At 71.3% G+C, this 25,497-nt stretch carries 29 protein-coding genes; 16 read left to right on the forward strand and 13 right to left on the reverse strand.

All coding sequences use genetic code 11. The features are described 5' to 3' along the window. Positions 1-30 precede the first annotated feature (30 nt). Together OTB20_RS11500 and OTB20_RS11505 are read right to left on the reverse strand one after the other, a co-directional pair. A complete protein-coding gene (locus OTB20_RS11500) occupies positions 31-1,050 on the reverse strand; it encodes a hypothetical protein (protein WP_267816980.1) in 1,020 nt (339 codons plus the stop codon). A gap of 175 nt (positions 1,051-1,225) precedes the next feature. Continuing rightward, positions 1,226-3,130 carry an RICIN domain-containing protein gene (locus OTB20_RS11505; protein ID WP_267816982.1) on the reverse strand — a complete coding sequence of 635 codons (1,905 nt, stop codon included), beginning with the start codon at positions 3,128-3,130 and terminating at the stop codon, positions 1,226-1,228. A 318-nt stretch (positions 3,131-3,448) separates the two neighbouring features. Between OTB20_RS11505 and OTB20_RS11510 the strand changes: the two genes are divergently transcribed. From OTB20_RS11510 to OTB20_RS11520, 3 genes are all read left to right on the forward strand, one after another. Continuing rightward, positions 3,449-3,604: a DUF6131 family protein gene (locus OTB20_RS11510; protein ID WP_267757747.1), complete on the forward strand. Its 156-nt coding sequence runs from the start codon at positions 3,449-3,451 to the stop codon at positions 3,602-3,604. 165 nt (positions 3,605-3,769) lie between these two features. Then, complete coding sequence (locus OTB20_RS11515; protein ID WP_267816984.1) at positions 3,770-4,273, forward strand: hemerythrin domain-containing protein; 504 nt, start codon at positions 3,770-3,772, stop codon at positions 4,271-4,273. Positions 4,274-4,428: 155 nt separating this feature from the next. Then, complete coding sequence (locus tag OTB20_RS11520) at positions 4,429-4,860, forward strand: hypothetical protein (RefSeq protein WP_267816985.1); 432 nt, start codon at positions 4,429-4,431, stop codon at positions 4,858-4,860. 167 nt (positions 4,861-5,027) lie between these two features. On the opposite strand, the gene OTB20_RS11525 is transcribed toward OTB20_RS11520, so the two are convergent. Continuing rightward, the gene (locus OTB20_RS11525) at positions 5,028-5,270 is read right to left on the reverse strand and encodes a DUF6479 family protein (RefSeq protein WP_267757751.1); all 243 of its coding nucleotides are present in this window, start codon (positions 5,268-5,270) and stop codon (positions 5,028-5,030) included. Positions 5,271-5,552: 282 nt separating this feature from the next. Between OTB20_RS11525 and OTB20_RS11530 the strand changes: the two genes are divergently transcribed. From OTB20_RS11530 to OTB20_RS11545, 4 genes are all read left to right on the forward strand, one after another. Continuing rightward, complete coding sequence (locus tag OTB20_RS11530) at positions 5,553-5,876, forward strand: plasmid stabilization protein (protein ID WP_267757752.1); 324 nt, start codon at positions 5,553-5,555, stop codon at positions 5,874-5,876. 14 nt (positions 5,877-5,890) lie between these two features. Beyond that, a complete protein-coding gene (locus tag OTB20_RS11535; protein WP_267816986.1) occupies positions 5,891-6,565 on the forward strand; it encodes an HAD family hydrolase in 675 nt (224 codons plus the stop codon). Positions 6,566-6,810: 245 nt separating this feature from the next. Next, positions 6,811-7,836, forward strand: coding sequence for a DNA topoisomerase IB (locus OTB20_RS11540; RefSeq protein WP_324290360.1), 1,026 nt, complete (start codon positions 6,811-6,813; stop codon positions 7,834-7,836). A gap of 58 nt (positions 7,837-7,894) precedes the next feature. Continuing rightward, positions 7,895-8,428 carry a type 1 glutamine amidotransferase domain-containing protein gene (locus tag OTB20_RS11545; RefSeq protein WP_267816988.1) on the forward strand — a complete coding sequence of 178 codons (534 nt, stop codon included), beginning with the start codon at positions 7,895-7,897 and terminating at the stop codon, positions 8,426-8,428. Between the two features lie 102 nt (positions 8,429-8,530). Here the strand turns inward: OTB20_RS11545 and OTB20_RS11550 are convergent, their stop codons facing one another. After that, positions 8,531-8,959, reverse strand: a complete 429-nt coding sequence (locus tag OTB20_RS11550) for an ATP-binding protein (RefSeq protein WP_267816990.1) — start codon at positions 8,957-8,959, stop codon at positions 8,531-8,533. Positions 8,960-9,228: 269 nt separating this feature from the next. On the opposite strand from OTB20_RS11550, the gene OTB20_RS11555 reads away from it, so the two are divergent. Next, entirely contained in the window at positions 9,229-9,702 is a 474-nt protein-coding gene (locus OTB20_RS11555) for a hemerythrin domain-containing protein (RefSeq protein WP_267816992.1), read from the forward strand. A gap of 96 nt (positions 9,703-9,798) precedes the next feature. Here the strand turns inward: OTB20_RS11555 and OTB20_RS11560 are convergent, their stop codons facing one another. Both OTB20_RS11560 and OTB20_RS11565 read right to left on the reverse strand, forming a co-directional pair. After that, positions 9,799-10,488, reverse strand: coding sequence for a hypothetical protein (locus tag OTB20_RS11560; protein WP_267816994.1), 690 nt, complete (start codon positions 10,486-10,488; stop codon positions 9,799-9,801). A gap of 1 nt (position 10,489) precedes the next feature. Next, complete coding sequence (locus OTB20_RS11565) at positions 10,490-11,032, reverse strand: hypothetical protein (RefSeq protein WP_267816996.1); 543 nt, start codon at positions 11,030-11,032, stop codon at positions 10,490-10,492. A 231-nt stretch (positions 11,033-11,263) separates the two neighbouring features. Here OTB20_RS11565 and OTB20_RS11570 point away from each other — a divergent pair, with 231 nt between their 5' ends. From OTB20_RS11570 to OTB20_RS11580, 3 genes are all read left to right on the forward strand, one after another. Continuing rightward, positions 11,264-11,677: an STAS domain-containing protein gene (locus tag OTB20_RS11570; protein ID WP_267816998.1), complete on the forward strand. Its 414-nt coding sequence runs from the start codon at positions 11,264-11,266 to the stop codon at positions 11,675-11,677. Next, complete coding sequence (locus OTB20_RS11575) at positions 11,674-12,003, forward strand: hypothetical protein (protein WP_267757762.1); 330 nt, start codon at positions 11,674-11,676, stop codon at positions 12,001-12,003. The genes OTB20_RS11570 and OTB20_RS11575 overlap by 4 nt, the downstream gene beginning before the upstream one ends. Positions 12,004-12,246: 243 nt before the next feature. Beyond that, on the forward strand, positions 12,247-12,378 hold the full coding sequence (locus OTB20_RS11580) for a hypothetical protein (RefSeq protein WP_267817000.1): 132 nt from the start codon (positions 12,247-12,249) through the stop codon (positions 12,376-12,378). 63 nt (positions 12,379-12,441) lie between these two features. Here OTB20_RS11580 and OTB20_RS11585 read toward each other — a convergent pair whose 3' ends face one another. Continuing rightward, positions 12,442-13,116, reverse strand: a complete 675-nt coding sequence (locus tag OTB20_RS11585; RefSeq protein WP_267817001.1) for an SMI1/KNR4 family protein — start codon at positions 13,114-13,116, stop codon at positions 12,442-12,444. Between the two features lie 107 nt (positions 13,117-13,223). Next, positions 13,224-13,604: a VOC family protein gene (locus tag OTB20_RS11590; RefSeq protein WP_267817003.1), complete on the reverse strand. Its 381-nt coding sequence runs from the start codon at positions 13,602-13,604 to the stop codon at positions 13,224-13,226. A gap of 131 nt (positions 13,605-13,735) precedes the next feature. On the opposite strand from OTB20_RS11590, the gene OTB20_RS11595 reads away from it, so the two are divergent. After that, entirely contained in the window at positions 13,736-15,160 is a 1,425-nt protein-coding gene (locus tag OTB20_RS11595; protein WP_267817005.1) for an amidase, read from the forward strand. Positions 15,161-15,386: 226 nt separating this feature from the next. Here the strand turns inward: OTB20_RS11595 and OTB20_RS11600 are convergent, their stop codons facing one another. The 3 genes from OTB20_RS11600 to OTB20_RS11610 form a co-directional block, all read right to left on the reverse strand. Next, positions 15,387-15,530: a hypothetical protein gene (locus tag OTB20_RS11600; RefSeq protein WP_267817142.1), complete on the reverse strand. Its 144-nt coding sequence runs from the start codon at positions 15,528-15,530 to the stop codon at positions 15,387-15,389. A 265-nt stretch (positions 15,531-15,795) separates the two neighbouring features. Continuing rightward, on the reverse strand, positions 15,796-16,584 hold the full coding sequence (locus OTB20_RS11605) for a CAP domain-containing protein (RefSeq protein ID WP_267817007.1): 789 nt from the start codon (positions 16,582-16,584) through the stop codon (positions 15,796-15,798). A 614-nt stretch (positions 16,585-17,198) separates the two neighbouring features. Continuing rightward, positions 17,199-18,227 (reverse strand): saccharopine dehydrogenase family protein, encoded by a 1,029-nt coding sequence (locus OTB20_RS11610; RefSeq protein ID WP_267817009.1) that lies wholly within the window; start codon positions 18,225-18,227, stop codon positions 17,199-17,201. 1,115 nt (positions 18,228-19,342) lie between these two features. Here OTB20_RS11610 and OTB20_RS11615 point away from each other — a divergent pair. Both OTB20_RS11615 and OTB20_RS11620 read left to right on the forward strand, forming a co-directional pair. Further along, on the forward strand, positions 19,343-20,524 hold the full coding sequence (locus tag OTB20_RS11615; RefSeq protein ID WP_267817011.1) for a winged helix DNA-binding domain-containing protein: 1,182 nt from the start codon (positions 19,343-19,345) through the stop codon (positions 20,522-20,524). Between the two features lie 215 nt (positions 20,525-20,739). After that, positions 20,740-21,345, forward strand: coding sequence for a TIGR03086 family metal-binding protein (locus OTB20_RS11620; RefSeq protein ID WP_267817013.1), 606 nt, complete (start codon positions 20,740-20,742; stop codon positions 21,343-21,345). 57 nt (positions 21,346-21,402) lie between these two features. On the opposite strand, the gene OTB20_RS11625 is transcribed toward OTB20_RS11620, so the two are convergent. Further along, positions 21,403-21,966: a hypothetical protein gene (locus OTB20_RS11625; RefSeq protein WP_267817015.1), complete on the reverse strand. Its 564-nt coding sequence runs from the start codon at positions 21,964-21,966 to the stop codon at positions 21,403-21,405. 105 nt (positions 21,967-22,071) lie between these two features. Further along, positions 22,072-22,206 (reverse strand): hypothetical protein, encoded by a 135-nt coding sequence (locus tag OTB20_RS11630; protein ID WP_267817016.1) that lies wholly within the window; start codon positions 22,204-22,206, stop codon positions 22,072-22,074. Between the two features lie 245 nt (positions 22,207-22,451). Here OTB20_RS11630 and OTB20_RS11635 point away from each other — a divergent pair, with 245 nt between their 5' ends. Beyond that, positions 22,452-23,510 (forward strand): questin oxidase family protein, encoded by a 1,059-nt coding sequence (locus OTB20_RS11635; RefSeq protein ID WP_267817018.1) that lies wholly within the window; start codon positions 22,452-22,454, stop codon positions 23,508-23,510. Between the two features lie 252 nt (positions 23,511-23,762). After that, entirely contained in the window at positions 23,763-25,430 is a 1,668-nt protein-coding gene (locus OTB20_RS11640) for a carbohydrate binding domain-containing protein (protein WP_420716372.1), read from the forward strand. Positions 25,431-25,497 lie beyond the last annotated feature (67 nt).

Raw genomic sequence — 25,497 nt, forward strand, 5'->3', positions numbered from 1 at the left:
GGCCGAAGCCGTCGGGACACCGGGGAACCGTCACTTCGGTGCGACGGCTCCCGAGTCCGGCGCCTGCTGCAGTCCCGACGCGTCGACGGCTTCGAAGTCCGATCCCTTGAAGCCCTTGAGAGCGTTGAGCTGGTCGTTGTCCCAGCCGCTGTTCTCCTCACCGGTGAGGTACCAGGCCGAGCCGTTGTCCGCGACGATGGCGCCGTACTTCTTGAGCGCCTCGGCCACGGCCTTGGCCTGCGGGGCCAGCTGAGAGGTGTCCACCGAGCTCTTGAGCCGCAGCCGCAGTCCCATCGGGGGCAGCGATTCGTCCGCCGCGGAACCGGCCTGGTGCCGGGCGGGCCAGATGTAGCTCTGGTCCGTGCGCGGCACTGTCATGCGGATCGCGTGGTCGACCTGCCCGCCGGCGGCCTCGTCGTAGCGGACCAGTCCGGGCAGGACGGCGAGGCCGGCCGCGTCGGCGGAGGTCCACCCGGCGGGCCGCAGCGCGTTGCTCCGCAGGTCGAAGACCGCGCCCGAGCCGGCGTGCCAGGCGTGGTCGCCCTGCTGGCGCGCGTCCCACAGCTCGTACGATTTACAGAGCTCGCGGTCCCAGACGATGACGTGCCGGTCCCCGTCGCTCTGCGGACCGTTCTCGATCTTGGCATCCGGCGGGATCCGGTACCCGGACGCGTCGCTCTCCTCGGCGTAGTCCAGGGTGACCTTCGATTCCGGTACCGCCGCGTCCGAGACGTTGACGGGGATGCCGAAGGGCTGCCCGTCGACGAGTCCCGCCCCGAAGTCCGGGTGCAACGGCTCCGCCGCACCGATCGAGGAGACGAACTGGGCCGAGCGCGGGTGCACGGGAAGCGCATCCACGGGTGCGTGCCAGAAACTGTCCGGCGGGGAGGGCCGACAGGAGCCGTCAGCCCGGCCGACGAGGGCCGTCGCGGAAGCAGGATGCCTGCCGGAATCCGTGTAGCCGGACAGCAGGCATACGGCGGCGACGGCGGAAACCGTGGCGATGACGCGGCTTCCACCGCCCGCACGCAAGTGGGCTGTGCGCGTCACCGCCATGGCTTCACCTCATCCGAGTGGTACCCGAGGTCGAGTCCGCCATGTCCCGCAGGGGCCTCCTCGGCCTCTTTACAGCGTAGGCACGTTCCCGCCCCCGCGCGCTGCCGCTCTCGCTGTGGTGGCGGTGGCGGCGCTGGTCGGGCCGGAGGCGGCGGTTACGAGCGTGGGGTCAGTCCTCCTTGCGACCGGTGAGCCGGAGCGGGTCGAGGCCGCCGGCGCGGGCGGATTCCGCGGCGACGCTCCCGGCCTTGGCGGCGGGTCCCGCGACGGAGAGCGTGAGGGTCTGCTCCGCGGCGGTGCGTGCGCCGCCGACCGAGGTGCCGGTGGTGTCGGTCCACTCGCGGGTGGGTGTGGTCTCGGCGAGGCGGCCGCTCGTCGCCGACATGCCGATGACCAGGCCGCTGTACCGGTTGACCAGGCGGTAGGTGCCGGTGGGGGCGCCGTCCACCGTGGAGTTGGGGACGACGAACCACTGCTGCCCGACCGTGGGCCCGCCCGCCGGCGCCTTCGTCACCGTCGGCTTGGCGGCCCAGGCGCGCCCGGCGTTGTTCTTCGAGTCGACGCCCAGGAGCCGGCCCGTGGACGCGTTGGCGATGCGGTACGAGCCGTCGCCGCCCGGAGTGAAGACCCAGCGGCGGAGCGCGGAACTGCCGGCCGAGGCCTGGGAGGTCGTGGCCGTACTGCCCTGCACCTGGGAGAGGAAGCGGTTGGCGCCGTTGGCGATGGTGTAGGACTTGCCCGGGTCCAGGGGAGCGGCGGGGGCGCTGGTGTCGATGACGGTGTCGTAGTACTCGCCGTCGGAGCCCTCGGAGCAGAAGAACGAGCAGTAGGAGCGGAACTGCTTCCCGACGATGGTGGAACCGGTCTTGTTGACCGAGTCCAGCATCCAGCGGTACCAGGAGCCGGTCCGGTAGCCGCCGGAGTCGCCGGCCAGGCGCCACTTCTGGGTGGCGAGGTTGTCGGTGACGTAGAAGCGCTGCGGCTCGCCGGCGTCCTGGTCGACCGCCTCGGGCTCGCCCACGTACAGTCCGAGATAGGCGTTGTAGGCGACGCTCATCGTCAACAGATCGGATTTGGCGGGCAGTTCACCGGCGGCCTGCTGCTCCTGGACGGTGCCGGCGTTGGCCGGGTCGTAGTCGTGGGCGACCGGGGTGTAGCCGGTGGAGCGGCCTGCGTCGACCGGCTCCATGTTGCTCTCCAGGCCTCCGGTCCCGGGCTGGGACCAGGCCCCGTCGTACCACTTCTGCCAGGAACCGGGCGCCATCTTCCCGGACATGGGCGCGCGGGCCACGTGCGCGCGGCTCCCCGAGGTCCACCCGCCGGGGACGCCGCCCTTCGGGATGACGCGGGAGTTGTAGTAGACGTAGAAGTACCCGGAGGCGGTGTCCACGAAGAGCCGCGCGTCGCCGTTGCCGTAGTGGTACGTCTCGTGCGGGAACGCCGAGGTGTCGCCTCGGCGGGTGCTGTACGGAGACGTCAGCACGTGGTCCTTTATGGACCAGGTCTTGCCCTGGTCCTTGGACACGGCGTAGTCGATCGCGTCGTAGTGCAGGCCGTCGCCGAAGGGCCGCGGGGTGAACTCGTTGTGGACCAGCCCGTACCAGTCGCCGGTATCCGGGTCCACCCATACGCCCATCAGGTCGCAGTAGTTCTTCTGCGCGTAGTGCGAGGTGTCGGGGGCGTACGTGGCCTCGCGGCCCGTCGGGCTGTTGTTGCACCGCCACGTGGTGTCGTTGTTGCGGTCGTTGGGGTTCGCCGGGTTGACCGCGTCGCTGAGCGTGCTGGAGCGGCCGGCCGAATCGAAGTCCTTGCCGGTGTAAAAGGTCCACTTGCGGGGGTCGTTGGCCGCGTACAGGGCGTGGGCCGACTGGTAGTAGAACGCGCCGTTCTTGTCGATGTACGTGGCGGCGGGGGTGTCGTCGGGGTTGCCCCAGGCGCCCTTGGCGCCGATGGCGACGGTGTACGTGGGGGAGGGGGGCTGGGCCGACGCCGGAGCGGCGGCCAGTGTGCCGAACAGGACGGCGGCGGTGGCGGCGAGGGCGCCGGCGGTCATCGTCCTGGAGCGGGCTGACACAGGTACTCCTCCTGGTGGTGGGGGTGGGTGCGGAGGGAGCGCGGGTGTGCGTGTGACGGTGCCGGTATTTAATTTGAATAGAAGCGGAATTAATTAAGCGGTGTCAAGGCCGAGGACAGTACCGGCTCCGGCTGCCTGTGGCCTCTGGCCCCTGGCCCCTGTCCCTGTCCTCGCCTGCCCGTCCGTCGCCCCGTCCGTCGTCCGGAGAAGATCAGGGCAGAATCGCAGATATCGACGGAATTCTCGGGTACACGCGGGCTGAGTCACACGGCGGATCGAACCCGTCCGCCGGATCCCCGATGTGAGAACGAGGCCATCATGCTTGTCGTCGGACTCATCCTCCTGCTCATCGGATTCCTGACAGGGATCTCCATCCTCTGGACCATCGGAATCATCCTGGTCATCATCGGCGCGGTTCTGTGGATCCTCGGCTCCGTCGGACACGCGGTCGGAGGGCGGCGCCACTACTGGTAGTCGTACCTCTTGGACACCGCAGGACCTCCAACGGCCGTCGCCCGGCCGGTGGGCGAACCCACCGGCCAGGCGCCGCGTCCGGCCGGGCCTTAGGCCCGGGTTTGAACTCGCCGTCATCGAGCAGGCGCCGTGCGAAGAGAAATCCGAGCACAGGAGGCACGTGACATGGCAGCGAACAAGCAGGACCCCCAGGACGTCGTCGCTCTGATCCTCAAGGACCACCGGACGATGGAGGACCTCTTCCGTCGGATGCGCAGCGTGGAAGCGGACCGGGCGGGGGCCCTCGCGAAGTTCTCCGCCCTGCTCATCGCGCACGGTGAGGCCGAGGAGTCCGAGGTGTACGGCGCGCTGAAGCGGTTCAAGGACGTCGACGACGAAGAGGTCGAGCACGGGACCGAGGAGCACGCCGAGGGCAACGAGGCGCTGCTCGCACTGCTGGAGGTGTCCGAGGTCGGTTCCGACGAGTGGGACACGCGCTTGGAGGACCTCGTCAAAGCGGTCTCCCACCACCTCGACGAGGAGGAGCGGACGATCCTCAACGGGGCCAGGGAGAACGTGCCGGACGAGCGGAGGGCCGAGCTCGGGGCGGCCTTCCTGCGCGAGCGCGAGCGGCAGCTCGCGGCCGACTGCGGCCGCATCGAGAACGTGCGCGCAATCGTAGGCGGCTGACGGCGGCTGCGCCCGAGCTCGGGAAGGCCCACGCCTTGGCCGTCTCTTTCGGATCTTGCCCGGCCCGCGGACCGGGCAAGATCCGAAAAGACGGCCAAGGCGTGGATCCGGGAAAGGAGCCTGCGGCGAAGCACGACGAGATCGGAGTGATGTGCATGCGCACCACAGCGGCCAGGGTCATGGGCGTGGCCACCCTCGGATACGGGGTGGCTGTCGCCTGGAATCCGCGGGTACTGGCCCGGCCCTGCGGTCTGCCCGAACAAGGTTCCGCCGCACTGCTCATCCGCGCCCTCGGGGTCCGGGACGCCGTCGTCGGAGCAGCCATGGTCATGGCCCCGGCAGGTGCGGCGCTGCGTACGGCGTTGCTCTGCAGGGCTGCGCTCGACGGGGGAGACGCGCTGCTCTTCGGCGCTCTCCTGCCCGGCCGCTCCGAGCGGGCCAAGGCGGCCTCGTCAGCCTTGGCCTGGGCGGCACTGTGTGGCTGGACCCTGGCCGGCGGAGCCGGCCGGTCGCCCGCCCCACTCGTGGAGGACGCGGCGAACGTCGCGATACGGGCCGCCCAGTCGGCCACGCGGGCGGAACTCTGACTGTTGGCGGCGGTCTCCGGGGTTTTGTCGAGGCTCCAGCCAGATCGGTGTCGACAGGATCAGGATGTCGGCGCCCAGGACCGTGTCCCCTGCGGCCCGCATGCGGAGCGTAGCCATCGGTACGGCCGGGGCCTCCTCGGCGGAGGCCCCGGCCGGACGGCGCAGGGTCAGGGGCGCGGCTGGGAGCCGGGGTCGTTGCCGGAGTCCCCGTCCGGTGTCTGCCAGGAATCCTGGCGGGCCCGGGCGGGGGGACTCTGGTCCGGCGGCCGGGCACCGGGGTCCTTGCGGGCTGCCGTACGCCTGCTTCCGTACCAGAAGGCGGCGATCAGGACGGCGGCCACGACCACGCCCGCGAGGACCAGGAAGAGGGACGGGAAGCCGGAGGCTGCGAGGAAATCGGAGGCGATCATGGCCCGCGTCTACCCGAGATCCCGCACTTTGCACATCAAAAGGGGCGGGGCTTCGCCTGACACCGTCCTCGGTATCCGGGGCTTCGCCGGACACCGTGCCCGTGCTGCGGCCCCGTGAAGAGGGGGCCTGAGCCCTCGGGCCGCTTCCGTCGGCGCGAGGGGGCGGGCGTAGGGGCCGGTCGAGGGGGTAGGCGCCCGAATGGTCCGGCCCGGTATCAGGGTCCGGCACCGGATCGACGGTTCGTGCCCCTGCCGACCGCCACCGCCACCGAAGGAGTCGCCATGCCTCGCGGATCGAGCCCCAAGCGGGAACGCCAGTACGAGCACATCAAGGAGAGCGCGGAACAGCGCGGGGAGAGCACCGAGCACGCCAAGGAGATCGCCGCCCGTACGGTCAACAAGGAGCGGGCGCGTGCGGGGGAGTCCAAGACGGCCAGCAAGAGCTCGATCGAGGACATGTCCTCCTCCAAGCGCGGTGGGCAGCGCTCGCACAGCGGGGCGCAGGGCCCGACGTACGACCAGCTCTACTCCGAGGCCCGGCGCCGCAACCTGCACGGCCGCTCATCCATGAACAAGGCCGAGCTCAAGCGGAAACTGGGCCACTGAAACCGGAGCGGGCCATGAACTCCTCCGCTACGCCGCGCGCCGCGCTGTTCGACGTGGACGGGACCCTCACCGACACCAACCACCTGCACGTCACGTGCTGGTGGGAGGCGCTACGGCAGGCCGGGCACACCGTACCGGCGTACTCCATCCACCATGCCCTGGGCTTGCCGGGCGAGGACCTGCTCGACCACCTGCTCGGCAAGGACCGGGACAAGAGCGCGGACGACGCGCTGAGCGCCGCGCACGAGACCTTGTACGGGACGTACTTCGACCGGCTGACCGCCTTCGAACGCGCCGCCGACCTGCTGCGCGCACTCGCCGGCAGGGGCTGGCGGGTCGTGCTGGTCACCTCCGCCGGGAGCGAGGAACTTCAAGCACTCCGACGTGCCATCGACGCCGACGACGCCATCAGCGCCGCTGCGAGCGCGGACGACGTGGACGAGGGCAAACCGGCTCCGGACCCGGTATTCCACGCACTCGACCTGGTCGGCGCACCGGCGCGGGGCGCGGTGTTCGTCGGCGACAGCGTGTGGGACATGAAAGCCGCCGCCCGGGCCGGGGTCACTGCTGTGGGCCTGCTCTGCGGGGGCATCCCCCGCAAGGACCTGGAGGAGGCCGGGGCCCGCTCGGTGTACCGGAACCCGGCCGGCCTCTTGGACCGTCTCGATGCCGGCCCGTTCGCCGCATGAAAACCGGAGCCCGCGGGCTCCGAAGCCCAGGCCAACGACGCCGCGCAGGTCCGCCGACCACCACCTGACCGCCCGGCCGGGATACGGGACGGAGCAACCCATGGCACACGGTCCGAGGAGATCACCGGCCATGCCCGGGCCGAGGAGACGGTGCTCGAGGACTTCGGGGCGCCGGCCGTGACGAGCGCCGGGGTGGGCCGGCCGCGGGCCATCCGGCTGCGGGTCAGCCGCCCTGACCGCCCGGGATGCACGCGGGTACGCCGCGGCCGGGGGTTCAGGTACCTGGATCCGGCGGTGCGCCGCTGACGGACGCCCGGGAACGGGACCGGCTGCGAGCGCTGGCGATCCCGCCGGCCTGGGCGGACGTCTGGATCTGCCCCTGGCCGGGCGGGCACATCCAGGCCATGGGCACCGATGAGGCCGGCCGGCGCCAGTACCTGTACCACGAGCTCTTCCGGGAGCGGCAGGCGGCCAAGCACGCACACGTGCTGGAGGTCGCCGCCCGGCTGCCCCGGCTGCGCACACGGATCGAGGCGGACCTGGCGGGGCGCGGCCTGACCCGGCAGCGGGTCCTGGCCTGCGCCGCGCGCCTGCTCGACCTGGGCTTCTTCCGGGTCGGCGGTACGTCGTACCGGCGCGATCACCAGGCCTACGGGCTGACGACCCTGCTCCGGGAACACGCCGCGTGCAGCCGCGGCGAGGTCTGTTTCGACTACCCGGGCAAATCCTCCCGCCGACAGACGCGGGCCGTGGTGGATCCTGCTGCCTATGCCGTCGTGCGCGCACTGCTGCGGCACCACGGAGGCGCCCAGCTGTTCGTGTACTGGGAAGGCGGCGCCTGGCACGACGTGCGAGCCGAGGACGTGAACGACTACCTCCGGGACGCGTGCGGAGGCGACATCACGGCGAAGGACTTCCGGACCTGGCACGCCACGGTGCTGGCGGCTGTTGCCCTCGCGGTTTCGGCCGGTGTCGCCGACGAATCGCCGGGACGCCGTCGTACGGCGGTGTCGCGGGCGGTCCGGGAGGTGAGCCGGTACCTCGGCAACACGCCGGCGGTCTGCCGGGCCTCGTACATCAATCCCCGGGTCGTGGAGCTCTTCGAACGCGGAGTCACGATCAGGCGGGCACTCGACCGGCTCGGGCAGGACGTCGCCTTCGGCAGGCCGGCCACGCACGGGGAGGTGGAGCGCGCCGTCTGCCGACTGCTCGCCCGGACAGCGGCCGGCCGGGCCCCCGCCCTGGTCCGAGCGGGCTCCGAGGCCGCATGAGGTGTCCCGCTCTGGGCAGGAGCCAGCCACAGAGCCGGCTACGAGAGACGTGAGCCCTGTGCGGATAGCATTCCTCACGGCGCCCGAGGGCGTCGAGGAGATCGAACTGACCGAACCCTGGAAGGCCGTTCTCGAAGCGGGCTGGACCCCACGGCTGGTCTCGACGGAGCCGGGGCGGGTCCAGGCGATGCGGCATCTGGACAAGGCCGGCACGTACGCCGTCGACCGGGTCCTTACCGGCCGTACGGAGGAAAGCTTCGACGCCCTCGTCCTCCCGGGCGGAGTGGCCAATCCCGACGCCCTGCGGGCCAACGCTTCCGCCGTCGCCTTCGCCCGCGGATTCTTCGAGTCGGGCAAGCCGGTGGCGGCGATATGTCACGCTCCTTGGCTGCTGGTGGAGGCGGACGTCGTGGGCGACCGCACGCTGACCTCCTGGCCCAGCCTGGCGACCGACATCCGCAACGCGGGCGGCACATGGGTGGACGAGCCCGTCCACATCTGTCGTGCCACCCCGTCCACCCTCATCACCAGTCGCAAGCCGGACGACCTGGACGCGTTCTGCGAGGCGCTCGTGACCGTCTTCGGCGGTTGAGCCCTACCCCGGACACACCCCGGACACTGGGCCCCGCCGTCGCCGTTCGGCCGGCGGGACCGGTCCGGGAGCTCCTGGGGCCGGGGGTACGTCCACCATTGCTCAGGCGCCGTCCTCGGGGACCAGGGTCAGGACCGCGTGGACGCGCTTTCCGCCGCCGAGGGTCTGCTGGACGGTGAGAGCCCGGGCCATGTGGTGGATGAGGACCATGCCCCATCCGCCGGTGCCCGTCACATGGGGCGGGCGGGTTTCCGGCGGGGTGGGGCTCGTGTCGGTCACATCGATGTCCAGGATCCCTTCGTGCAGGAACAGGTCGAGGCTGCAGGGTCCGTCGGTGTGCCGGACGGCGTTGGTGACGAGTTCCGTGACGATGAGGGCCGCGTTCTCCGCGGCGGCTCTGGGGAGCAGCTCTCCGTGTTCGCCGGCGGCGTCGTGCAGGAAATGCGCGGTCGCGTCGCGGGCGCGGCTCGCGGCGCGGACGTCGGGTGGCAGATCGAGATGCTTTCGCTGGTTCCGGTTCGGGGCCGTCATGGTGGAGCTCCGTGTGAGTGTCTCTCTTTCTCTCCGGGAGGCACTTGCCCGCAATGTCCCGACTTGTAACATGCGGCGCCCGACGTGCTGATCCCGTGCCGGTATCGCCGACCGGAGGTTTCGGCGTGCGTGCCCACTCGACGCGCGTACGGTTCGGTCATTCGTACGAGTACTTCCGTTTTGCGTCATTTGTGCGGGGCAGGCGCCTCGTGCGTCTCGCGGTAGTGAGGACGGCACCGCGGAGCCGGCGCGGAAAGAGGCGACCAGACATGGACGGCATCGTGCTGTTGCGCAACGACCACAAGACCGTCGAGAAGCTCTTCAAGAGGTTCGAGGGCGTCGGCGAGGACACGGTGCAGGAGAAGAAGGAGATAGTCGATCGGATCATCGACGAGCTGACCACCCATGCGCTCATCGAGGAAGAGATCTTCTATCCCGCGGCGCGCGAAGCCGTTCCGGACTCCGGCGAGCGCGTGATCGAGAGCGTGGCGGAACACCATGCCGTCGTGTGGTTGTGCGTCGAGCTCAGCACGCTGGACCCGTCTGACGAGCGCTTCGACGCGAAGACCACCGTACTCATCGAGAACGTGCGCCAACACGTCGAGCAAGAGGAACAGGGATGGTTCCCGGAGGTGCGGAGGGCGCTGGGTCGCAACCAGCTGAAGGAGCTCGGCGAGCGGATGGAGGCCGCGAAGGCCAAGGCGTCCGCCGACCCCCTGGAGGTTCCCGGCGCCCGGTCCTGACGAGCCCGGACGCGGTGCCGCCGAACATGGGGCCGCCGCCGCGGATGCGGCGGCGGCCCCACGCTGCGCAGGGATCGCTCCCGGCGTCATCCGGGCTCAGGTGGCCAGGAGCCGGTTGAAGAACGACCGGTAGTGCTGCAGGGCGAGCCGCAGGTCCTCCGTGGCGGGCTGGCCCTGGCTCCACTGGCCTTCCAGTTCCTGCTTGCGTGTGGCGAACGTCCCGGCCAGCGTCTGCATCACCTCTGCGACGAGCTGGTCGGCCGACCTGACGGCTTCCTGCGGGTCGTCCACGAAGCGGCCCTGGACCTCGCTCCACCGCAGCCGCAGCTCCTCCGCATCGCCCCGGGGCAGCAAGGCCTCCTCGCCCTGACCGCCGACGGTGCCATCCGCGGCCGCGGAGCCTGCCTCGGCGCCCGCGCCCGCGCCTGCGTCGGCGGACGTGTCCGACCGAACGGCGTCGGGGCGGACCGTGCCGGGTCGATCGTCGTCAAAGCGACCTTCGTCAAACCGACCTTCGTCGAACCGGCCGCCGCCGTCGGTCCCGTTCTGGGCGTCCTCGTCGGGTACGTCCCGCACCCGCGAGCTGTCCTGCGTCGCATCCGCAGCGCCCTGGGCATCCTGCCGCTCGTCCTCCTGCACGTCCTGCGTTCCCTCCCAGCCCTTCGTGGCGTCGCCCGGATATACGGCCTGGTCTCCTCGTTGGGCCAGGCTTTCGGTCGTCAGGCCTTCGTTCTGGTCGGCCCCGCCGACCACCTTGCGGTTCTTACGGTCCTCGTCGAACTGCATGTCATCGACCTCCTTGGGTGCCGAGCAGCTCCTCGAACAGGGCCCGGTAGTGGACCATGGCCCCGCGCAGCTCCTCCGTCGTCGCCTGTCCTTCGTTGCTGCGTACATTCACGGTGTGCGCTGCCCGGTAGTGCTCGAGGGTCTGCCCGTGCTCGACCGACAGGTCCCGTACCCGCCCGCTGTAGCCGTCGGCCGGGTAGCCGCGTTCGCGCATCAGGCGCGACACCAGCTCGTCCGCCTGGGTGACGGCTCCTTCGGGCCGGTCCACGAAGCGCTCCTGTACATCGCGCCAGTCGTGTACGTACCGGTCGTGGATCTCGGGGGACAACTCCTTGATCTCGAAGGCCTCATGGCGTTGCTCGCGGGCGTGCAGCTCCCGCTCCGCCGCCAGACGGCCGCCTTCGGCCTCGACCGTACGGTCGTACTCGGGTCCGAACTGCCGGCGCAGGTGGCGTCGGCGGGACAACATCGACAGTCCGACGGCGAGGGCGATCAGTACGACCACCGATGGGACGATGATCGCGATCAGTGTGCTCGTTGACATGGGGGCCTCCACTCCGGGGCCGTGTTTTGAGTTTGCTGGGTTCGGTCAGCGGGTGCCCGCAGATCCCGGCGACAAACCAGTCGGGACGCCTCGCGGCGAGCGGTTCGGGGAGCCCCGTCGACCGTTTCCGGACCGCCGTCCAGCCCGACCGCATGAACGCGCGGATCACGGGCAGGGGCCCAGTGCGGGCCGCCCGCGCAGCACCGGGGCGGCAGACGAGAAGGAGGGGTCATGAGCTACGACGAGCCGCGCGTGCAGGTCCTCCTCGAGGAGGCCGGGGTCCGGGTCGTCGTGCTGTCGGGAGAGTTCGACATGTACAGCGTCGAGCCGCTCCGGGAGACGCTGGCGGCCGCCGCACGGGACGGGGTCTGCGCTGTCGTCGACATCGCCGCGGTGGTGTTCGCCGACTCCACCGTTCTCGCCGCGCTCATCGAGGCGCGGCGGGCCGGCCCGCTGATACTCGTCGGCCCGGTGCCCCGCCAGTTCGCCCTGCTGCTGAGCATGTCCGGCGCCGACTCGGCGCTGGAGACCGAGCCCACGCGCGAGGCCGCCCTCGCGCGGGCAGCCTCGCCTGAGGGCAGGGCCGCCGAGCCCGGGAAGGCGGACGGGCCGGCGAGGCTTCCCGAAGGCGGGCGCGTCCGGTGACCGGCGACGACACCAGGCTGAAGGCGATCGCCGCGCTGACGGGACTGCGCTCGGGCGTCGGACAGGACTACATCTCCGACATGCTCGGCGAAGTGACCCCCGACCAGTTCCTCGTACCCGTCGACGGGGACGCGGCGGAGATCGGCCTGTCGGTGCTGCAGCAGCTGTCCGGCCCCATCAACTCCCTGATCAACGGCTTCATCCTGGCGTTCGAGCAGGTGGCTGACGCCTACGAGGAGACGGACCCCGAGACGTCGACCGAGGAGATCCTGCAGGCCCTCGCCCTACGGCTGGCCACGGACCCGGACTGCACCGAGCCGGAGTGATCCGGGGGACGGCCCCACACGGGCCGCGCCCGTCCGGGCCTCGGGTGGTGGCCTCCCGGCTACGCGCGGCTCCGACCGGACCGGCGCCGTACGGGTCACCCGGGCGGCATCGGCCCTGAAAGCGGTACTGGAAGCGGCCGTGGCCCTGCTCTACCCCGCACCTGGGCCCTGGCCTGCGCCCTGGGGCTCTTCGCGCCGGCCGGCTATCCCCTGGCCCGATTCTGGTCGCAGACGTGGAGCCGGATGCGTCCTGAACTCGAGGCGACCGGCCGGGTGGACGCCGCCGTGATCGACGAAGCCCTGTCCTACCTGGCCTCGCACCGACTCGCCGAACTCGGCCCGGGCATGATGACGGCCTGGGGCCGCCGGGGCTGAGACGCCCGGAGCCCGACGCCCGCGCCCCACGCCGATCCGCCCGTCCCACGGCGCCGTCGGCACCTACTGCCGTGAGGTGAGCTCCGCCGCCTCCAGCCAGGTGGTGTACCAGCCTGCGAAGGTGAGCGGCCTCCCGTCGTCATCGACGAGCGGGGCGAGGTCGGTGTCGTCTGCCCGGCAGTCGGACCAGATGGTGCCCCTGTGGGCGCCGCTGACGATCAGCCATTCCCTCTGGGCGCAGCCGACGTGGGAGATCACGATGGCCCCGGCGGTGCGCTCGGGGGCGAACATCACGGCTTCCCAGCGCTCGTCCCACGCCTCGACGGCGTCATCGAACTCCTCGCTCGCGTCGAAGTCCTCCTCTTCAGGACGCTCGGCAAGGAGCGCGGCGAGCGATTCGGGGTCCGGCCCGTGGCCAGGAAAGGGCCGGGCGAGCATGGACGGATCAGCCAACTCGGCGCCGTCCCCCTCCCAGCGCCAGCGGCCCTGGACGCGGCGCACGGGGAAGAGACCGTAAGCGGGACCCGCGCCACCGGCGCCCACACCGGTGAGGAAATCCCGGTAGTCCTCGGGCAGCCTCGCACCCGTCTGCGCTTCGAGCTCGGCAAGCTCGGCAGCCGAAAGCGGATCCTCCAAGACCCACCGGTGCCCGAGAGAGCCGAATACCTGACCGCTGTCCGCCCGCGCGCCCAACGCGACAACACGCCGGCGCACACCCGTCCACTGCTGATCGACCATGCGCCGACCGTACGCGGAGCCAGTGACAGCGGAACCGGTCCGGCCGTCGAGGGACTCCGCCGCGAGGCTTCGGTCACCTCGCCCGGGCACCGCTCGTACGGCCGGTCTCAGCGGGGCAGTTGCTGCAGGGTCCAGCCGTTGCCGTCCGGGTCGTTGAACGCCGCGTAGGACACCACCGGCTTGCCCGGTGCGGTCATGTCCCGCACCTCCCCGATTTCGACTCCGCGGCCCAGCAGCTCTGCCCGGGCGGTGTGGATGTCGTCGACGACGAGGTGCAGGCCCTGGACCGAACCCGGGGGAGTGGCGACGACGCCGACACCGATGGCGATCGAACAGGCGGACCCCGGCGGCGTCAGCTGGACGACCCGGAACGCCTCGGTAGGACTGAAGTCGAGGTCGACGGTGAAGCCGAGCAGGGTCGAGTAGAAGGCCTTGGCGCGATCGACGTCGGTGACGGGGATCGGAATCAGTTCGAGACGGTAGTCCATGGCGTTGTTCCCTTCACGCACTTGTGGGGCCTGGCGGGCCCGGCGTATCGAATCAGCGGAACCCTCGCCCGTTACTCGGCGGTAGGCAATGATGGCGGGCACCATCCATACGGCCGGGGGCTGAGGTAGCGGTGACGACATTCGAGGAAGCAACGACGGTGCACGCCTTCCGGGACGACTCCCTGGGAGAGCACGACGCCGTCGGACTCGCCGCGGCGATCAGGCGGGGTGAGGTCGGTGCCGCCGAGGTCGCCCGGGACGCGGCGGAGCGGGTACGGGTGGTCGACGCGCGGCTCAACGCGGTCCAGGACCACAGCGACTTCCCGGCGCACAGGGACGGGACGACCGGGGCGGCCGGGGCGTTCGCCGGAGTTCCGACCTTCGTCAAGGACAACACCGACTACCAGGGGTCGCCGACCGGCCACGGCAGCGCGGCCTTCACGCCGGGCGCCGCGCGCCGGCACGCGCCGTTCGCCCGGCAGTTCTTGAGCAGCGGGGTCACCGTACTGGGCAAGTCCCGGCTGCCGGAGTTCGGGTTCAGCCCGTCCACGGAGTACGAAGGCGCCGCCCCTGTGCGCAACCCGTGGCACACGGACTACTCGGCGGGCGGTTCCTCGGGCGGCAGCGCGGCCCTCGTCGCCGCCGGAGCGGTGCCCATCGCACACGCCAACGACGGCGGCGGGTCGATCCGAATACCCGCCGCCTGCTGCGGGCTCATCGGCCTCAAGCCGACCCGCGGCCGGGTCGTGGCGAACGCGCAGAGCCGCCAACTGCCGCTCGAAATCATCTCCGACGGAATCGTGAGCCGCTCCGTGCGGGACACCGCGGCGTTCCTCGCCTCCGCCGAGACGTACTGGCGGAACCCGAAGCTACCGCCGCTGGGCCTGGTCGAAGGCCCTTCGGGCCAACGGCTGCGCATCGGCTTCCTGCTGGACTCGCCGAACGGTGTCCCCGCCGACACCGCCACCCGGACGGCCGTCACGGAGACCGCGGCCCGGCTCGAACGGCTCGGACACGGCGTGGAGCCGGTGGAGTTGGCCTTCGACCCCCGCTTCACCGAGGACTTCCTCGCGTACTGGGGGATGCTGTCGTTCCTCATCGGTGTCACGGGCCGCAGCCTCGGTACGGATTTCGACCGGCATCGCATGGACGGTCTCAGCAGGGGCCTGCGCGAGACGTACCTGGCGAACTGGCACCGGACCCCGGGCGTGCTGCGGAGGTTGAAGCGCACGAGGGAGGCGTACGCGGCGGGGTTCCGCGGGCTCGACCTCGTGCTCTCGCCCGTGCTCGCCCACACCACGCCGCCGCTCGGTCACCTCAGCCCGGACGTTCCCTACCAGGCGCTGATGGAACGGATCCTCGCCTACGTGGCGTTCACGCCGGTCGACAACGTCGTGGGCACCCCGTCGATCTCGGTGCCCGCCGCGAGCGCGACGCAGGACGGGCTGCCCATCGGCGTCATGTTCGCAGGCCGCCCAGGCAGTGAACGCAAGCTGCTGGACGTCGCGTTCGCGCTCGAGGCGGACCGGCCTTTCCGGCGGATCCAGGACCTGTGAGACCGCGCCCGGCCCGGACCCCGTCAGGGCCGGCCCGGGCGCGGTCGGCGCGACATCACCGCCGGTGGGCGGGGCTCCGGGCTTCGGCCACGGCCGCGATGGGCTCGGCCGAGCGGCGGCGGACGAAGAGTACGACGATCAGGACGATTTGGAGCAGGACCACCAGGACGAGGCCGGGGCAGGCGGAGGGCTCCGCTCCGACCTGGCTGGAGAACAGGCTGGTGTCCTACAGGCCATGGACGAGCATGGGCAGCAGGATCACGCCGCCGACGCGCAGGCACAGGTGGAAGAAGTAGCCCGAGGTGGAGACGATGACGGCCTGGAGGTGTCCTTCGCCGCGCACCAGAGGTTCGCCGCGAACGCCTCGCACGAACTCCTCGCCCCGCTCGCCACCACGCGGGCCGCCCTCCAGCTCGCCGGCTCCGACGACTCCGGCGAGTCCCCGCGTCGGCAGCGGCCGCGGCCTCGGTCTCGCGCTGGTCCGCTCCGTCGCCCGCGCCCACGGTGCGGCACCGCCACAGCCGCCGCCCGCCCCACCGGCGGCCTCGACCTGCAGGTCCGCCTGCCACCCGCCACCTGAGGCCCGGGCCGTGTCCTTCGGGGTCAGGCCACGAGGCCCTGGCGAGGTTGCCAGGTCAGCGCGCCGCGCCGAAGTCCTGCGTCCAGTACTGGCCCGGCTGTGCGAGGCCGATGCCGATCTCCTTGAAGGAGCAGTCGAGGATGTTCCGCTTGTGGCCCGGGCTGTTCATCCAGCCCTCCATGACCTTCGCGGCGGTGCCGTAGCCGTAGGCGACGTTCTCGCCGTACGTCCTCCACTCGTACCCGGCTCGGGTGATGCGCAGGCCCGGATCGGAACCGTCGGAGCCCGTGTGGGACATGTTGCCGTGGGTGGCCATGTCCGCGCTGTGGTTCTGGGCGGCCTTCGTGAGCTCCGCGTTGACGGTGAGCGCCGGGCATCCGACGGCGGCGCGCTCCTCGTTGACGAGGGCGAGGACCTGGGCCTGAGCTCCGGAGGGCGCAGAGGAGCTATCCGGAGCGGACGGCTCGATCGGCTCGACCGGTTCGGCCGGGGGCTCCACGGGCTCCACGGGTTCCACCGGCTGCGGCCTGACCGGCGGTGTGGTCGGGGCGACCGGCCGAGGGACGGGCTGGGCGACGGGTTCCGCAGGAGCAGCCGGTTCCGTATCGGGGGCGACGGGCGCGTCTGCCTGGCCCGGGTCCTGCGCGGGCGGCTGCGAGCCGGGGTCGCCGAGAGGGGCTCCCGGCCGCAAGCGGCCGTCCTGCCGGGTCGCGGCGGCCGGCGCGGAGCCGGCGTCCTGCGGGCCCCAGCACGCCATGGCGGCGGTCGGCGCGCCCACGATGGCAAGCGCCCCGAAGGCGACGGCTATCTTCCGACGGTGCGTCTTCTTACGGTGCTTCTTCATGCGTGACCTCATCCGGTGATCGCGAAGCTCCCGGCGCCCGACCGCAAGGGCGTCGGAGGAGCCGCCATTCTTAGAAGCACGGCAGCAGGCTGGCAAGCGGCCTCCGCCGAGCCGCCCAGGAGCTTCCCGACCGGGCTTGAATCGGCCACGTGATCGTGCATTCCCCCGCCGCAGCTCCTACGGCCGACAACTGACACACGGCCAGGACCGCCCCCTGACAGGCAGGTTGACGAAGGCGAAACGAAAGGCACTCATTCCGATTCCGGCGGAGCAAGGCATGTCCGTAAGAAATAGCCACAAACGCCGAAATGTCTTCACGTCGACGATCTCGGTAGGGCCCGCCCCACCGAGGCGTGCCGAGTGACCCATCTCACGCCCGACCGAGGGAACCGGACCGGGTGTGGCCGTTGGGCCGCTCCGCTCGACCGGAAGCTGCCCAGGGTGACGCTCGAACGCGCCGCGGACGGCCCGCCGGCTGCCGGGGAGCGCTCCGCCGCCTGACCGGCGAAGCCCGATGACTGCCGCCGCACGCCGACCGGGCGCCACCAAGTCCACGCGCCCGTCTCGGCGGGGCGCCCACCTGAGTCCGGCGGGTGGCAGGCCGCGGTGCCCCTTTACGGGAGCAGCTCCAGGGTGATGTGCGGGTACAGCGCGCGAAGGAAGTCGGGTGCGTCGAAGATCTCGCCCGCGGAGGCGACGCCGACCGTGCGGGTGCGTCCGGTCAGGACACGGTCCAGGGCTTCCACGACGAGGGGGGCCGTGACGGCGTAAATGTCCTGCCCGTGGGCCACGGCGCGGCGTTCGACGCCGCCCGACCGTACGACCGCGTCGACGAGGAAGGTCTGGTCGGACCGCCCGCTGTCATCGGCCGCGGACGGAGCCGGCGTGCCGGGGGCCGCGATGTCACGGACCGCCTCGACCGTCATATAGGTGGTCACGTCCGGGATCGACAGGTGGCTGGGTACGGTCACCACGTCGGCCATGGTGAACTCCCCGATCACCGGCCGGGGGCCCATCGGCTCGGGGAAGCTCCACTCGAGGGTCGGTGCGGCGTCGGTGCGGTACTCCCACTGCCCGCCCGCGTACCGCATGCGCCGCTCACCGCGCCGCTCCCGCGAGACCGCGCCCGACAGCCGCGTTCCGGCGGTGGGGTGCCAGCTGCTCAGGGCGTACGCGATGTGCGCCTCCTCGGCCTCGGTCCAGTCACCCATCGCCGCGGTGGCCAGCAGGTCGCCCAGACCGCCGAAGAAGGCCATCGCCGGGACGATCACCGCCCCGGCGTCACGCGCCCGGTCGGTGAAGTGCGCGAAGGTGTCGATGTTGGCCTCGATCTCGGCGGCCACGTCCAGGTAGGGGATCCGGGCCCGCAGGGCCGCCTCGATCACGGGGGCGGTCGTCGAGGCGAAGGGCCCGGCGCAGTTGATCACCGCAGCCGTACCGGCCAACGCACGGTCCAGCGAGTCGGCGTCGCCGACCGTCGCAGGCCGGGCCTCCAGTCCGCTCTCGTGCGCCAGGGCCTTCAGCTTGTCGCCGTCGCGCCCCGACAGCACCGGCACGAACCCCCGCTCCACCAGCTCCGCCACCACGAACCGCCCGGTGTGCCCGTACGCACCGAACACCGCCACCATCTGACCCGATGTCATGAACCCGCTCCTCAGTACCTGCTTGTCCCGCCGCCCGGCCCTGTCGGCCCGCCGCACTCCGTCACAGACATCTTCACGCGGAACACCATCTCCATACGAGTGTCCGGAACGACATGATCCAAACAGTTCCGGACATGGCCCTTTGTGTTGCTTCTCCCTCTGCGGACCGGACCGGACCGGACCGGAGCGGGCTTCGGACGGGTGGACCGCCGAGTGCCGCCCGCCGGGAAGACCACCGGGGGGAGTGATTGACGGCGCCGCCTGTCTCATTGCGGACAGTTTCTGTCCGCAATGGGGTGCACTCTGGGGTTGTCGGTGTACCGGTACCCGAAAGAAGGGCGGAGGTGCTTCCGCGTGCCTGATGGCCATCCAGCCGTGCAGGCATCCCCACACCCACCCGGCGGAGAGGCGCAACCATCATGTCCCAGGACATCCAGCTGCTGGAGCGGGCTATGACCCGCACGACGCGGCTGCTCGGCAATGTCACCCCGGAGCAGTACCGCTGCCCACGCCGTGTGACGACTTCGACGTGCGGGGCCTGGCCGACCACCTCGTGGCCGGGAACCCCTACGACGTGATCCTCGCGCGGGGCGGCGCCCCCGACTTCTCGCTGTTCGGTCCTGCACGGCTGGGACCTCGCGACCGCGACCGGCCAGGACCGTACCGGGGACCAGGACACCGTCGAGGCGGCCTTCGGGACCTGGTGCGGCAACTACCCCGATGCCATCCGGCCCCAGACGGGCATGTTCGGCCCGTCCAAGGCCGCTCCCGAGGACGCACCCGCGCTCGACCGGCTCGCCGCCTACTTCGGCCGTACCGTCTGACCGGACGCCCCGGCTCACGGGCACGGTCGTCTGATCCATCTGCCGTCTGATCCATTCTGATCCGTCTGATCCGTCCGCACCCGATCGGACGACCCGGATGCCCAATACGGCCCCGGATCGGTCAGGGGCGCCCCCGGTGACGCCGGGAAGCCCCTCCTCGAACGGCTCGGAATACCCAACGGCTGATCCCGGCCAACGTTTCTCCGCCCCGGACAGCCCGTCCGCGGCGGAGCGCCTCCCACCCGCATCCGAGAAAGGACGGCTACGGCTCTCGACGCCGCCGGCCCCCCCATGACCAAGTCCCGACCGAGGATCACCGACGAGCAGCGGCGCGCCCGCCTCACCACCGCCCACCTCCTGGCCCCCGCAGTGCGGGCGACAACGCCCGAGCAGGTCGCCGACGCGCTTCTCGCCCTGCACGCCACGGACCCGGCGACCGTCTACCTGGCGGTGGCCGCGCGTATGACCGATCCAACGCCGGCGCAGCTGGAGGGGGCCCTGTACGAGCAGCGGAGCCTGGTGCGGATGCTGTGCATGCGCCGCACCATGTTCGTGGTGCCGCGCGACCTGGCGCCCGTGATCGACGCGTCGACCGCGAGGGCTGTCGCGGCCCGGGAGCGGAAGAACCTGCTGAAGGTGGTGGGGGAGCAGCACGGCCACGGCGAGGACTGGCTGGCCGCCGCCGAACGGGCCGTACTGGTGGCCCTGGCCGGCTTCGGGGAGGCCACGGCCGCCGAGCTGGGGGGCGCCGTGCCCGCCCTGCGTACGCAGATCACGCTCTCGCCCGGCAAGCCGTACGAGGCGACGCCCCGCATCACCAGCCGGGTGCTCGGGGTGATGGCCGCGCAGGGCCGGATCCGGCGCGGCCGCCCGCTGGGCACCTGGGCGTCCTCGCAGTTCCGCTGGGCGCCGGCGGAGCCCCACCCGGACCTCCCGGTCGACGACGCCCGCGCCGAACTGGTGACCCGCTATCTGCGGTCCTTCGGCCCCGCGACCACGGAGGACGTCAAATGGTGGACCGGCTGGACCCTCACCGACACCCGCCGGGCCATGGCCCGCACCCCAGCCGTCGAAGCCGACCTCTCCCACGGGCCCGGCCACGCCCTGCCCGACCAGCTCGATCTGCCCTCGGAGGTTGCGCCCGCGGCCGCCTTGCTGCCCTCCCTCGATCCCACGGCGATGGGCTGGCGACACCGTGACTGGTACCTCGACCCCGCCCACGTACCCGAACTCGTCGATGCCTTCGGCAACATCGGCCCCACCATCTGGTGGGACGGCCGTGTCGTCGGCGGCTGGGCCCAGCGTCCGGACGGCGAGATCGCGACCCAACTGCTGGCGCCCGCGAGCCGCACCCCGGAGGCCCGGGAAGCGATCACCACCGAGACGGCTCGCTTGGCCGCCTTCCTCGGCGAGATCCGCATCCGGCCCAGCATGCGCACTCCCCTCGAACGTCGCCTGGCCGAGGGCACCTGACCTCGATGGACGCAGCAAGGCGACCGCCATGCCCCACTGGCGCCGGAGGCCGGGCGTGCGGATGAGCGACACAGGCCGCCGGCCCACGCGCGATGCGGCCCGCCTCGACGGCCCGGCTCGACCGCCCGGGCAGGCCTCCGGACCGTGTTGCGACGAGTACGGGCCGTGCCGCCGGTCTACCCTGCAGACCCGCCATCGCCTTGGAGGTGCGGCAGATGACCGGTACGACGACGCTCGACCTCGGCCCGCAAGCCCGGATCGTGGCCCGTCTGGCGGCGGGTGTCCCGGACACCCGGCTCGGCGACCCGACGCCCTGCCCCCACTACTCGGTCAGGGACCTGCTGGGGCACCTTGCGGGCCTCGCCGTCGCCTTCCGTGACGCCGCCCGCAAGGACCTGGGCCCCACGACGGACACCGACCCCGGCGAAGCCGCGACCCCGCTGCCCGCCGACTGGCGCGAGGAACTGCCCCGGGTCCTCGGTGAACTCGCCGAGGCCTGGAAGGACCCGGCGGCCTGGACCGGGATGACCCGCGCGGGTGGCGTGGACCTGCCGGGTGACATCGCGGCCGTGGTGGCCGTCGACGAACTGGTGATCCACGGCTGGGACCTGGCCCGGGCCACCGGCCAGGACTACGTCCCCGATCAGGCGGCACTGCGCGCCTCGCACGCGTTCCTGCTGGCCGCCGCCGAGGACGAGAGCCGCGGCGGAGGCATCTTCGGACCCCTCGTGCCCGTACCGGACGACGCCCCGCTGCTGGACCGGGCAGTCGGGCTCAGCGGGCGCGAGCCGGACTGGACACCTCCCGCCGCTTCCCTATGACGCCCGGCTCCCGGCCGGCTGCGCACACGGTCCCCGGGGTGTTCTGAGGGGGGAGTCCTATGCCCCTCTGCCGGCTTCCGGATCGCCGGGAAATCTACTGATGTGCGAACCGTCACCGGCGTCTACGGCATCTGCGGCGTCTGCGCGAGATAGGGCCGGCTCCTTCAGGGCGGCGGATACTTGCGGGTCTTCGAGGGGATGCCAGGTGTTGCCGGCCTGGGCTGTGATCACGATCAGGGCCGCCGCGAAGACGAGGGAAGCCAGCACGAAGGAGCCCTGCACCACGTCGGGATCGCCGGGAGCGGAGCGGCGTAGCAGCAGGAAGGCATGGACAGCAGGGTCCGCCGCGCCGAGGCCGTACGACCACAAAGCCGTGTCTCTGGTCATGTTGCCCAAGTGGTGCCGGGTCGCGGGGGCGTGGGCGAGGAGTTCGTTCAGGTGGGTCCGGACGGCGGCCAGGAATCCGGGGTCGCGGCTGATGTCGCCGACGCACAGCCGGCCGACTGCGGCCTGGGATCGGCCGACTGCCCGAAAGGCGGCTGCGGTGACCGGGTGGGCCGGCTCGGCCGCGCTCTGCGTCAACTCCAGGCCGGGCCCGTGGAACAGCCCGCCCGCGCGCATCAAACGGACGGCCGCTTCGGCCGCGCGGAAGGAGTTCCGGGCGAGCCTGTCGGGTTGGTGGTTGCTCGAGCACAGCGGTTCGGCGGTACCGAGCAGCTCCGCATGTTAGACGTCGAACTCCGCCCAAGCCCGCACCTGTCGGACCATCCGGGCCTCACCCGCGCGCCGCCACAGCCGGGTCAGGCCCAGTACGAGGTTCACGCCGGCCAGCGATACCAGACAGGTCGTCAGCATTCCCATGGGCCGAGGCTCGACCACGGGGAGTACGGCCCGCAGGGCCCTGGTTCCTACCGGCACCAACCGGCCGGTGGACGACACGGACACACCGAACTGCGCCCGGCCGCGAACCGCCCACCCGTCACGCGGATCCGGGCTCACCCTCAGCGCTCCGACGGTCGTTGAGACTTTGGTCCTAGGCCTGGTCGGACGGAACTCGGGCCCAGGCCCGATGAGGAAACCGCACCACCCCGCCTAGCGTGCTCAGCATGGACATGCACTACGGAAGCGGCGTACTCGACGAAGCGCTGGAACGGCTGCACACCTCCGGCCCCGAACGTCTGGGCCGGCTCACCAATCACGCCCCGATGGTGGTCGAGGCGCTCGCTTCGCGCGGGCAGTCGGGTGCCGTGCACCGCTGGCTCGACCTCTACGAGACGAAGCTCGAGGAGTTCCCCGCCTCGGTGGCCCCCGTCACCGAGGCCGACTGGCGGACCGCGCTGGGGGACCCGCGCCGGGCGGCCGACTGGATCGCGTACTTCTCGCGCGAGCTCGCCGATCAACCGTGGGGGCACCTCCTGGCGGTGTGGTGGTCACGGCTGCTGCCCGGAATCTACGGGGGATCCACCCACCCCGTGATCCGGGTGGGCCATACCGTGCGCACCCTCATCGAGGGCGGGGAGAGCCCACCGCGCCTCACCGAACTCGCCCACGGGCTCGGCTACTGGGCCGCCAGGCACCGCCCGGTCTCCCCGATCGCCAAGCTCCCCGGTACCGCCGACGCCGGACAAGCCCTGGCCGCGGTCCCGCCGATCGGGGACCCCCGAGGAGGCTTCCCCGACAGGCTGGCCCGCGTGGACCGGCTGCCGGCCTGGGCGGCGGAGGTGACCGACCCCGACGAGGCGCAACGCAAGCTGGCAGAGCTGGTACGCGCCGCGACCCACCGCTACGCCACCCACGGCCACGGTGAGGAGACGATGCTGGTCCACGCGGCAACAGCGCCCAACGCGGTGCTGCGCACGCTTCCCGCGCTCCCGCGCACCCTCTGGGTGCCGAGCCTGCACGCGGCGTGGACGGCCTCGGCGGCGGTGACGGCGATGTACGTCACGCAAGCCCCGATCCCGTACACGACTCCCTTTCGCATTACCGCCGATGAAGTCCTCGAGCGCGCCCTCGCCCACGGCGACGAGCACGTCATCAAGCTGACCGACACCGCGATGGACGTGAACGACGAGCAGGCGTTCGCCGCAGCGCTCCGCGCCGTCGAACTCACCGCTCCGGTTCACTGGAGCGGGCCCGTGACGCGTAGGGGGTCCGTCCCCGCGTGACCGCGTCAAGCAGCTCGCGGCCGTGCTCGCGCGCCGAACCGAGGACATCCGGGTTTGGAGACCAGAGCTCAGGCACCCCACTCGATCGAACCGCACTTCCCCCTATTGGTCCAGACCTATTGACCAGGCTTCCGACGCCTCCTACGATCCGGTCCGGCACAGCCCCACATGTTCCCCACCTCACCCACAGCCGGGCGTCACGCCCCCACGCGCCGGTCATGTCCATGGCGCTCGGCGGGAAGCGAGCACACCATGTTCCGTCGGAAGCCGCGTACTCCACGCCTGTCGGGCGATATCGCCCCTCGTCCGGATCCCGGCCGCGCCGGGCGTGGGTCAACCGTGCTGAGCCGCACTCTCGCCGGATTGAGCGCCGCCGCCGTCATAGCCGCCGGCCTTGCCGTGGCCGGGTCCGTCACGGCCGGGGCCGTCACCGCCAACCTGGTGGCCAACTCCGGTTTCGAGAACGGTCTCTCCGACTGGATCTGCTCCGGTGGTTCCGGCGCGGCCGTCGCCAGCCCGGTCCACTCCGGCACCTCCGCGCTCAAGGCCACGCCGGCCGGCCAGGACAACGGCCAGTGCACCCAGACCATCAGCGTGCAGCCCAACTCCCAGTACACGCTGAGCGCCTACGTCCAGGGCAGCTACGTCTACCTCGGTGCCACCGGCGCCGGTATCACGAGTGCCCCGTCCACCTGGACGCCGAACAGTCCGTCGTACAGCCAGCTCAGCGTGGGCTTCACCACCGGGGCGAACACCACCTCGGTGACCGTCTACCTGCACGGCTGGTACGGGCAGCCCGCGTACTACGCGGATGACGTGTCCCTCGCCGGCCCCGGAGGCGGCACCCCCACGCCGACGTTCACCCCGCCGACGACCGCTCCGCCGACCACGACCCCGCCGACCACCGCTCCGCCGACGACCCCTCCGCCCACCACCGCCCCTCCCACCACCCCTCCGCCGGGTGAAACTTGCCCCACGAAGCCCAAGCCGTCGGGCAAGGTCCTGCAGGGGTACTGGGAGAACTGGGACGGCGCCGCGAACGGCGTCCACCCCGGCATGGGCTGGGTCCCCATCACGGACAGCCGGATCGGGGCGCACGGCTACAACGTCATCAACGCGGCCTTCCCCGTGATCCTCTCGGACGGCACCGTCCTGTGGCAGGACGGCATGGACGCGACCGTCAAGGTCTCCAGCCCCGCCGAGATGTGCCAGGCCAAGGCGGCCGGAGCGACGATCCTGATGTCGATCGGCGGCGCCACCGCAGGCATCGACCTGAACTCCAGTACGGTCGCCGACCGGTTCGTGGCGACCGTCGTACCGATCCTCAAGAAGTACAACTTCGACGGCATCGACATCGACATCGAGACCGGCCTGACCGGAAGCGGCAACATCAACACGCTGTCCGCCTCCCAGGCCAACCTGGTGCGCATCATCGATGGCGTACTGGCCCAGATGCCCGCGGGCTTCGGCCTGACGATGGCCCCCGAGACCGCGTACGTCACCGGCGGAAGCGTCACCTACGGGTCGATCTGGGGCTCCTACCTGCCGATCATCAAGAAGTACGCCGACAACGGCCGGCTGTGGTGGCTGAACATGCAGTACTACAACGGCAGCATGTACGGCTGCTCCGGTGACTCCTACCAGGCCGGTACCGTGCAGGGCTTCACCGCCCAGACCACGTGCCTGAACAACGGCCTGACCATCCAGGGCACCACCATCAAGGTGCCCTACGACAAGCAGGTCCCCGGCCTGCCGGCCCAGCCCGGTGCGGGTGGCGGCTACATGGCGCCGAGCCTGGTCAGCCAGTCGTGGAACGCCTTCGGCGGTTCGCTGAAGGGGCTCATGACCTGGTCGGTCAACTGGGACGGCTCGAAGGGCTGGACCTTCGGCGACAACGTCAAGTCCCTGCAGGGCCGTTGAACAGCCGCTGACCACCCGTGCCCCGGTGCATCGCCTGCCCGGGGCACGGTTGGCGACCAGGTCCACG

The sequence above is a fragment of the Streptomyces sp. H27-H1 genome (assembly GCF_026627445.1).
Taxonomy (GTDB): domain Bacteria; phylum Actinomycetota; class Actinomycetes; order Streptomycetales; family Streptomycetaceae; genus Streptomyces.